Source organism: Deinococcus pimensis DSM 21231 (genome assembly GCF_000519345.1).
GTDB lineage: Bacteria > Deinococcota > Deinococci > Deinococcales > Deinococcaceae > Deinococcus_A > Deinococcus_A pimensis.
Map to the genome: position 1 here is coordinate 30080 of NZ_KI912635.1, position 9181 is coordinate 39260.

Consider the following 9181-nt stretch of genomic DNA (forward strand, 5'->3'; position numbering starts at 1 on the left):
CTGGACGGCCCTGACCTCCCTCCAGGAACGCCTGGCGCGCTGGGAGGCCCGCGACCGCCTGCTCGCCCGCGCGGACGGGCTGGGCCTGCGGGACGAGGTCGAGGAGGCTCTGAGCGTCACGGCGGACGAGTGGGACCGCACCAACTTCTAGGAGGACCGACATGAACGTCCTGTTGATCGGAAGCGGCGCGCGCGAGCACGCCATCGCGGAGCGCCTCGCGCGCTCGCCCCTCGTCACGCGGCTCGTCGCGACGCCCGGCAATCCCGGGATCGCGCGCCACGCTCGGCTCGTCGCGTGCGAGGGGACGCCCGCGGCGCTCGCGGACCTCGCGCAGCGTGAGGGCGCCGACCTCGTGGTGATCGGCCCCGAGGCGCCCCTCGCGGCGGGCGCCGCGGACGAGATGCTCGCGCGCGGCCTGCGCGTCTTCGGGCCGAGCCGCGCGGCGGCCCGCATCGAGGGGGACAAGGCGTGGTCGAAGGCCTTCATGCGCCGTCACGGCATTCCCACGGCGGCGTACGAGAGCTTCACGGACCTCGCGGCGGCCCTCGCGTACGCGAGGGCGCATCCCGTGCCGATCGTGGTGAAGGACGCGGCCCTGCGGGCGGGGAAGGGTGTGACGGTCTGCGCGAACGCCGACGAGGCGGAGGCCGCGCTCCGCGCCATCTTCGACGCGCCGGACGCGAGCGCCGTCGTGGAGGCCTTCATGACGGGGCAGGAGGTGACGGTCCTCGCGTTCTGCGACGGGGAGCGCTTCGTGACGATGCCGCCCGCGCAGGACCACAAGACGATCCACGAGGGCGACGTGGGACCCATGACGGGCGGCATGGGCGTGATCTGCCCCTTTCCGCTGGAACCGGACGTCATGGAGCGCGTGCGGCGCGAGATCATCGCGCCCGCGCTGCGCGGCCTCGCCCAGGAGGGCAGTCCCTTCGTGGGGGTGCTGTACGCGGGCCTGATGCTCACCCCGGAGGGTCCGAAGGTCGTGGAGTTCAACTGCCGCTTCGGCGACCCGGAGGCGGAGGCGGCGCTGCCCCTGCTGGAGTCGGACCTCGCGGGGATCGTGCTGGCCTGCGCCGAGGGTCGTCTGCGCGGGGATCTCGTGCGGTTCTCCGATCACGCGAGCGCGGTCGTGGTGATGGCCGCACCGGGTTATCCGGGCGAGCCCGCTCGGGGCGTGCCGCTCAATCTGCCCACCCTCGACCCGTCGCTGGAGGCGCGGGTGTTCCACGCGGGGACGGCCCTCGTGGACGGACGGCTGGTGTCCGCGGGCGGGCGGGTGCTGGCGGTGCAGGCGAGCGCCCCGACCCTCCCGGAGGCGCTGGGTCGCGCGTACGCGGTCGTGGACGCCGTGGGCTTCGAGGGGGCGCTCGTGCGGCGCGACATCGGCTTCCGGATCGGCGCGCGCCCCGCGGGTGAGGCGTCCCTGGTGGGCGCGCAGGACGTGTGATAGGCTTCTGTTCGTCCCCAGATTCCCGGGGCGAAGCGCCGGCGTGGCGGAATCGGTAGACGCACTCGACTCAAAATCGAGCGGGAGACCGTAAGGGTTCGAGTCCCTTCGCCGGCACCAGATCGGGACGCTCCCGGCGGGTCTCAGGGCCCGGCCGGGCGCGCCCGCACACAAAGGAAGTGAGAACGTGCTGATCCTGCTCGAAATCCTGCTGGCCCTCGTGGCGGTCGTGCTCGTGTTCTTCGTGCTGCTTCAGACGCCGAAGCAGAGCGGTCTGTCCGCGAGCCTCGGCGGTGGCGGCAACCTGTTCGGCGGTCAGGGCGTCGAGGGCGGCCTCGTGCGCCTCACGAGCATCGCGGGGGGACTGTTCATGGTCATCTGCCTCGTGCTCGCGATCATTCCCCGCTGACGCGTTCGCGGGCGTGAGAGGGCGGCTTCGGCCGCCCTCTCGTCTTTTGTTCCGCGAGCGTGCTGGACGTACCTTTCCCATACGCTGACCTGTATAGGCATGCAGGAGGGGCAGAACGCGAACTCAGCCCGGTCATTTTCGAATGGAAGTGCTTCATGAGCCTTGTATCCATTCCTATTGACCTTCCATCAGCCATTTCATATATTGGCCATGCTGGAAATCCATACATCACCACCCCGGGGAACGCGCGATCCACGCACGCTCTCACGGTTGACGTACCGGCCGTCCAGCCCAGGAGGACTCATGAAGAAAGCATTCTTTGTTGCCGTGGCCATGGTGTGCGCGTCCGCGTCGGCCGCCCCCTTCGTCTGGCCCGCCGCTTGGTCCGCCGACGCGCCCAGCGCCGCCAAGAAGGGCGGAGAGCTGCGTCTCTCCACCATCTCCGACTACAAGACGATGAACCCCTTCACCAGCGCCGAGGCCGAAAGCATCCCCGGCCGCCTCGGCACCGGCACCGGCCTGTTCACGCAGGACCCCCGCAACGACGACTTCATCCCCTACATGGCGGACAAGGACCCCGTCGTCAGCAACAACGGCAAGCGCTTCGTCGTGACGATCCGCCAGGGCATGAAGTTCAGCGACGGCCAGGAGATCACCGCCGACGACTGGGTCACCACCGCCAAGATCCACATGGACAAGGCCGTGGGCTCCAACAGCTACAGCAGCTTCTACCTCAACGACAAGCCCATCAAGGTCACGAAGCTCGGCAAGTACCAGCTCCAGTTCGACTTCCCGCAGGTCAGCTCCAGCGCGCTGAGCCGCCTGAGCTACACCCCCTGGCCCGACCACGTGTTCGGCAAGGTCTACAACTCCGGCGGCGCCGCCGCCATCAAGCAGATGTGGACCCTCAACACGCCCGTCAACCAGATCGTGTCGCCCGGCATGTGGAACGTCGACAGCTACCGCGCGGGCGAGCGCACCGTCTTCGAGAAGAACGCCTACTGGGGCGAGTGGAACAAGGACAGCGCCGGCAACGCGCTCCCGTACCTCGACAAGATGTCCATGCGCATCGTGTCCGACGTGAACGCCGGCATCGCCGCGTTCATCGCGGGCCAGCTCGACCAGATCGGCGCCTCCACCGCCGACCAGCTCGCGCAGATCCGCCGCGCCGTCGACGGCGGCAACCTCAAGGCCGAGATCCTCGCGAACGTCAGCCCGCAGGCGAGCAGCACGTGGATCACCTTCAACTGGAACAAGGCCAGCGACCCGTTCAAGCAGAAGATCTTCCGCGACGTGCGCTTCCGCCGCGCCATGAGCCACCTCGCCGACCGCGACGCGATGGTCAAGCTCGTCTACGGCGGTCTCGGCTCGCCCAGCTACTTCAGCCTGTACCCCGTCTTCGAGAAGGCCTGGGCGCCCGCCGGCGTGCCCCGCTACGAGTACAACCTCGACGCGGCCACCAAGCTCCTCGCCGAGATGGGCTTCAAGAAGAAGGACAAGGACGGCTACCTCGTGGACGCGCAGGGCCGCCGCCTGGAGTTCAACCTCAGCACCAACGCCGGCAACAACCAGCGTGAGGGCCTCATGCGCCTGTTCGCCGACACCGCCAAGAAGGTCGGCGTGAAGGTCAACGCGCAGCCCATCGACTTCAACGTCCTCGTCAACCAGCTCACCAGCACCGGCGCGGACCGTCCCTTCGACGCGATCCTGCTCGGCCTCTCCAACGGCGCCAACATCTGGCCCTTCGGCGTGAACGTCGTGCCCTGCTCGGGCAACCTGCACTCGTACAACACGAGCGGCAAGTGCCTCACCTCGCAGGAGCAGCTCATGAGCAAGCTCTACGACCAGGGCGACCAGGAGCTCAACATCGCCCGCCGCAAGACCATCGCCGGTCAGCTGCTCAAGGTCGAGTCGGAACTCCAGCCCGTCGTGTACCTCGCCTCGCCCAACTACCACGTGGTGTACAACAGCCGTCTCGGCGGCGCGTACCCCCGCAACCTGATGGACGCGTACTACACCTCGCGCACGCAGGCCCTCACCTTCATCAAGTAAGGCGCCGCGCGCGGAGCTCCCCCGGGTCATCCCGGGGGGGCTCACGTCTGGAAGCCCTTCCGCACGTGAACCTTCACTCCGGATAGGACACATTGCCTAGGCAATGGCGTATGCTATCTGTCAGCCCAAAAACGCGGGCCAACACATCCCCCGGAGGTAACCCCCTTGCTGCCCTTCCTTCTTCGGCGGCTGGTCAACTCGATTCCGACGGTAATCGGCGCGACCATCCTGATCTTCTTCATCATTCAGCTCGCGCCAGGTGACTTCCTGACCTCGCAGCTGCTCAACCCGAACATCAGCAAGGAGCAGATCGACAACCTGCGCCGCAACTTCGGGCTGGACCAGCCGCTCATCGTGCAGTACTTCTACTGGGTCAAGAACCTGCTGCAGGGGGACCTGGGGCTCTCCTTCGCGTACCAGCAGCCCGTGCTCAACGTCGTCGCCCCGCGCGTGCTCAACAGCCTCTACCTCGTGCTGTTCAGCACCCTGGTCTTCTACGTCATCGCCATTCCCCTCGGCGTGTACGGCGCGGTGCGTCAGTACAGCATCGGCGACAAGATCACGAGCACCCTGATGTACTTCCTGCTGGGCTTCCCCAGCTTCTTCCTCGCGCTGATCGTCATCTACTTCATCCTGCAGATCCGCTTCGCGACCGGCTGGGACATCCCCGTCGGCGGCATGACCTCGCAGAACTACGACGACCTCAGCACCCTCGGGAAGTTCCTCGACGTGCTCAAGCACGTCGCGATCCCCGCGGTCGTCCTCGCGATCGGCGACGTCGCCGGGACCACCCGCGTGCTGCGCGGCCAGATGCTCGAGAACCTCAACGCGGACTACATCCGCACCGCGCGCGCCAAGGGCGTCAGCGAGTTCAAGGTCGTGTACAAGCACACCTTCCGCAACGCCATCATCCCGTTCATCGCCGGCATCGGCGGCCTGCTGCCCGCCCTCATCAGCGGCGCCGGCTTCACCGAGGTCGTCTTCAGCTACCCCGGCATCACGCCCATGCTGCTCGACGCGCTCAACTCGCAGGACCTCTACGTCATCGCGGGCTTCAGCCTCGTCGGCATCCTGCTCCTGATCATCGGCAACGCCGTCAGCGACATCCTGCTCAGCGTCGTCGACCCGAGGATCCGTTATGCGTAACGCCACCGCCGTTCCCGCCACCACCGGCGCCGCGCAGGGCGTCCGCAAGCCCCAGTCGCAGTTTCAGGTCGCGTGGCGTCAGTTCCGCAAGCACCGCCTCGCGCAGTTCGGCGGCATCTTCCTGATCCTGCTGTACGTCATGGCGCTCCTCGCGCCCTTCCTCGCCCCGTACTCCCTGTCGAGCTACTCCACGGAGAACATCACGAAGTTCGCCCCGCCCACCGTCGTGCACTTCCGCGACGAGAGCGGCGCGTTCACGCGGCCCTACGTGTACGGCTTCAAGCAGGAGCTCAACCTCAACACCTTCGTCAACGAGTACAAGCCCGACCCCACCCAGAAGTACCCCATCCACTTCTTCGTGAAGGGCGCGCCGTACAAGATCCTCGGGTTCATCCCCGGCAACATCCACCTCTACGGCGTCGAGGACCCCGGCAACGTCTACCTCGTCGGCGCGGACGGCTTCGGACGCGACCTGTTCACCCGCATCCTGTACGCCTCGCAGATCTCCCTGACGATCGGCGTGGGCTCCGTGCTGATCTCCACCGTCATCGGCCTCACGATGGGCGCGCTCGCCGCGTACTTCGGCGGCTGGGTGGACAACGTCATCATGCGCGTCGTCGAGGTCATCGCGTCCATCCCGTACCTCTTCCTCGTGATCCTGCTGCGCGCCATGTTCCCCACGAACATCAACCCGATCTTCGCGCTGTACGTGATCATCGGCCTGCTGGCGTTCATCAGCTGGGGCGGGCTCGCGCGCGTCGTGCGCGGTCAGCTGCTCTCCGTCCGCGAGATGGACTACGTCGCCGCCGCCACGTCGCTCGGCGCGACCGACCGCCGCATCATCTTCCGGCACATGCTGCCCGCGCTGAGCACCTACCTCATCGTGACGATCAGCCTCGCGATCCCCTTCCAGATCCTTGCGGAGTCCGGCCTGAGCTTCCTCGGGATCGGCGCCGTCGAACCCTACGCCAGCTGGGGCAGCCTGCTCGCGCAGGCGCAGGAGGGCGGCTTCTCCAGCATCACCGACCGCCCCTGGGTGCTGATTCCCGGCTTCTTCATCGTGCTGACGGTGATGTGCTTCCAGCTGCTCGGCGACGGTCTGCGCGACGCCTTCGACCCCCGCAAGCGGCAGTGACGCCCGCCGCTCCCGCCTGCCCGCGAGGGCAGGCGCGGAGCGGGCCTTTTTTGTCCCGCCAGCGCGGCCTTCGGCCTTCACCAAATCCTGATATGATGCGCGCAATGCCGTGCAGAACAATCCACAAGGAGCTCCCATGACTGCAGTTGCAACGGACACGTTGCTGGCCGTGAACGGCCTGAAGACGTACTTCTACACCGACGACGGCGTCGTCAAGTCGGTCGACGGCGTGACCTTCCACCTCAACAAGGGCGAGACGCTCGCCGTGGTGGGTGAGTCGGGCTCCGGGAAGTCCGTCACGAGCCTCTCGATCATGCGCCTGATCGCCTCCCCGCCCGGCAAGATCGCCGAGGGTGAGGTCCTCTTCACCGGCAAGGACGGGAAGACCAAGGACATCACCAAGCTGTCCGAGGCCGAGATGCGCCGCATCCGCGGCAACGACATCTCCATGATCTTCCAGGAGCCCATGACGTCGCTCAACCCGGTCTACACCGTCGGCGACCAGATCGCCGAGGCGATCATGCTCCACCAGGGCAAGAACCGCAAGGAAGCCATGGACATGGCCGCCGGCATGCTCGAACTCGTCGGCATTCCCGCGCCCAAGAAGCGCGTCCACGAGTACCCGCACCAGATGTCGGGCGGCATGCGCCAGCGCGTCATGATCGCCATGGCGCTCTCCTGCAACCCCGCCCTCCTGATCGCCGACGAGCCCACCACCGCGCTCGACGTGACGATCCAGGCGCAGATCCTCGACCTGATGCGCAAGCTTCAGGAGGAGATCGGCATGTCCATCCTCTTCATCACGCACAACCTCGGCGTCGTCGCCGAGATGGCCGACCGCGTCGTGGTCATGTACGGCGGCCGCGTGGTGGAGGAGGGCGACGTCATGGAGATCTTCAAGGCGCCCAAGCACCCCTACACCATCGGGCTCCTCAACAGCATCCCCCGCGTCGACCACGGCAAGGCCGCCGGCGACAAGGAACGCCTCGAGGCGATCCCCGGCAACGTGCCCAGCCCGCTCAACCTGCCGCCCGGCTGCGCCTTCGCGCCGCGCTGCAAGTACGCCATCGACGACTGCAACAAGGCGGTCCCCGCGCTCGAGGACACCGGCAACGGCCACACCTCCCGCTGCATCCGCTGGAGGGAGCTCTAAATGACGGGCTCCACGCTCACGAGCGGTCGCTCGCTTCTCTCGGTGATTTCTGATCGTCTCTGGAGGCTTCTGTGACCGCCGCCCCCACCCCCAACAAGGACAGCGCCCTCCCCCCGATGGGTGAGACGCTCCTCGACGTGCGCAACCTGCGCAAGTACTTCCCGATCCGCGGCGGCCTGCTGTCACGCGTGGTCGCGAACGTGCAGGCCGTCAACGACGTCAGCTTCGCCGTGAAGCGCGGCGAGGTCGTCGGACTCGTTGGCGAGTCCGGCTCCGGCAAGACCACCGTCGGCCGCAGCATCCTGCGCCTCATCGAGCCCTCGGGCGGCGAGGTCGTCTTCAACGGCACCGACATCACCAAGGTCAGCAAGGGCCAGATGCGCGACTACCGTCGCCAGATGCAGATCATCTTCCAGGACCCCTTCGCGAGCCTCAACCCGCGCATGACGGTCTCGGACATCATCGGCGAGGCCCTGCAGATTCACGGTCTGCACCCCGGGCGCGAGCGCGTGGACCGCATCGCGGAGCTGCTGCGCAAGGTCGGCCTCAACCCGGAGAGCATGCGCCGATACCCGCACGAGTTCTCCGGCGGTCAGCGTCAGCGCATCGGCATCGCCCGCGCGCTCGCCGTGAACCCCAGCTTCATCGTCGCGGACGAGCCCGTCTCGGCGCTCGACGTGTCCATCCAGGCGCAGGTCGTGAACCTCATCCAGGACCTGCAGGAGGAACTCGGGCTCACGGTGCTGTTCATCGCGCACGACCTCGCCGTCGTGGAGTACATCTGCGACCGCGTCATCGTGATGTACCTGGGCCGCATCATGGAGATCGCGCCGAGCCGCGAGCTCTACGTGAACCCCAAGCACCCCTACACGGAGGCGCTGCTCTCGGCCGCGCCCATCCCGGATCCCAGCATCAAGCGCAAGCGCATCATCCTGGAGGGGGACATCCCGAGCCCCATCAACCCGCCGTCGGGCTGCGTGTTCCGCACCCGCTGCCGCTACGCCATCCCGGAGTGCGCGAACGTCGTGCCGGAACTCCGCGAGGTCAAGCCGGGCCACTTCAAGGCCTGCATCCGCGACGACATCCTGTAGGAGCGGTCAGCCTTCAGCTTTCAGCCGTCAGTGGGGCGCTCCGGGAGGAGCGCCCCACTCCTGTTCCGGACCCTGGACCCCAGTCGATTCCCGGTGGCTGACGGCGGACCGCTGATCGCTGACCGCTGACCGCTGCTTCTCATCGCCCGTCAGGTGCCGCCGTGAACACTACCTTCATGAAGAAGTTGATGCTGGTCCTGCTGACCCTGGGAAGTGCCTCCGCCTCGCAGCTGCGCATCTACCCCGCCTTCTCGGAGGTCCGCGAGGCGGTGCGCGTCACCGGGAACACCTTCACCGTCGACCTGCCCGACAGCGTCTACGGTCAGGTTGTTCCCGGCACCCTCGACCTGGAGGGCCTCACCGTCCGCGCCGCGCAGCAGCGCGCCCGCGCCTCGTGGCTCGCCATGCAGGAGGGGCAGCCCGTGACGCTGATCGAGGACGGCCGCCCGCCCCAGCGGGTGACGCTCGTCCGCGCCTCGGACCTCACGATCCGCGACGCCGACGGCCGCTACCGCAACGTCCGCTTCGAACAGCTCGCCTTCGACACGCTGCCCCCCGAGAACGCGGGCGCGCGCTCGCAGCAGCTCACCTTCGACGTGGCCGCGCCGGGCGACGCCACCCTGAGCTACCTCACCCGCGCCGTGACGTGGGCGCCGCGCTACACGCTGCGCCTCAGCGGCACCACGGCCACGCTGTCGGGTCTCGCGGACCTGCGCAACAACAGCGATGCGGCGTACGACGTGACGG

The 9181-nt window shown here is 67.5% G+C and carries 7 protein-coding genes, 1 tRNA gene and 1 pseudogene; all 9 read left to right on the plus strand.

All coding sequences use genetic code 11. From position 1 onward, the window contains the following. Positions 1-161 precede the first annotated feature (161 nt). Positions 162-1448: a phosphoribosylamine--glycine ligase gene (gene purD, locus DEIPI_RS29310; protein ID WP_045233840.1), complete on the plus strand. Its 1287-nt coding sequence runs from the start codon at positions 162-164 to the stop codon at positions 1446-1448. A gap of 37 nt (positions 1449-1485) precedes the next feature. Further along, positions 1486-1568, plus strand: a tRNA-Leu gene (locus tag DEIPI_RS0107230). 67 nt (positions 1569-1635) lie between these two features. Then, a complete protein-coding gene (secG, locus tag DEIPI_RS0107235; protein WP_027481333.1) occupies positions 1636-1857 on the plus strand; it encodes a preprotein translocase subunit SecG in 222 nt (73 codons plus the stop codon). A gap of 303 nt (positions 1858-2160) precedes the next feature. Continuing rightward, positions 2161-3909 (plus strand): ABC transporter substrate-binding protein, encoded by a 1749-nt coding sequence (locus DEIPI_RS0107240; RefSeq protein WP_027481334.1) that lies wholly within the window; start codon positions 2161-2163, stop codon positions 3907-3909. Between the two features lie 165 nt (positions 3910-4074). Continuing rightward, the gene (locus tag DEIPI_RS0107245) at positions 4075-5055 is read left to right on the plus strand and encodes an ABC transporter permease (protein WP_027481335.1); all 981 of its coding nucleotides are present in this window, start codon (positions 4075-4077) and stop codon (positions 5053-5055) included. Beyond that, positions 5048-6190, plus strand: coding sequence for an ABC transporter permease (locus DEIPI_RS0107250; protein ID WP_027481336.1), 1143 nt, complete (start codon positions 5048-5050; stop codon positions 6188-6190). Before DEIPI_RS0107245 ends, DEIPI_RS0107250 begins: the two co-directional genes overlap by 8 nt. Before the next feature lie 136 nt (positions 6191-6326). Next, positions 6327-7343 (plus strand): ABC transporter ATP-binding protein, encoded by a 1017-nt coding sequence (locus DEIPI_RS0107255; protein WP_027481337.1) that lies wholly within the window; start codon positions 6327-6329, stop codon positions 7341-7343. Between the two features lie 116 nt (positions 7344-7459). After that, a complete protein-coding gene (locus DEIPI_RS0107260) occupies positions 7460-8434 on the plus strand; it encodes an ABC transporter ATP-binding protein (RefSeq protein WP_157463533.1) in 975 nt (324 codons plus the stop codon). A gap of 176 nt (positions 8435-8610) precedes the next feature. Further along, positions 8611-9181, plus strand: a pseudogene (locus DEIPI_RS39185) (hypothetical protein); the annotation flags it as partial.

Bases quoted from the DNA above. Each gene is read 5' to 3' on its own strand.
- purD (WP_045233840.1), top strand. From the start codon at position 162: ATGAACGTCCTGTTGATCGGAAGCGGCGCGCGCGAGCACGCCATCGCG.
- DEIPI_RS0107240 (WP_027481334.1), top strand. From the start codon at position 2,161: ATGAAGAAAGCATTCTTTGTTGCCGTGGCCATGGTGTGCGCGTCCGCG.
- DEIPI_RS0107250 (WP_027481336.1), top strand. From the start codon at position 5,048: ATGCGTAACGCCACCGCCGTTCCCGCCACCACCGGCGCCGCGCAGGGC.
- DEIPI_RS0107255 (WP_027481337.1), top strand. From the start codon at position 6,327: ATGACTGCAGTTGCAACGGACACGTTGCTGGCCGTGAACGGCCTGAAG.
- DEIPI_RS0107260 (WP_157463533.1), top strand. From the start codon at position 7,460: ATGGGTGAGACGCTCCTCGACGTGCGCAACCTGCGCAAGTACTTCCCG.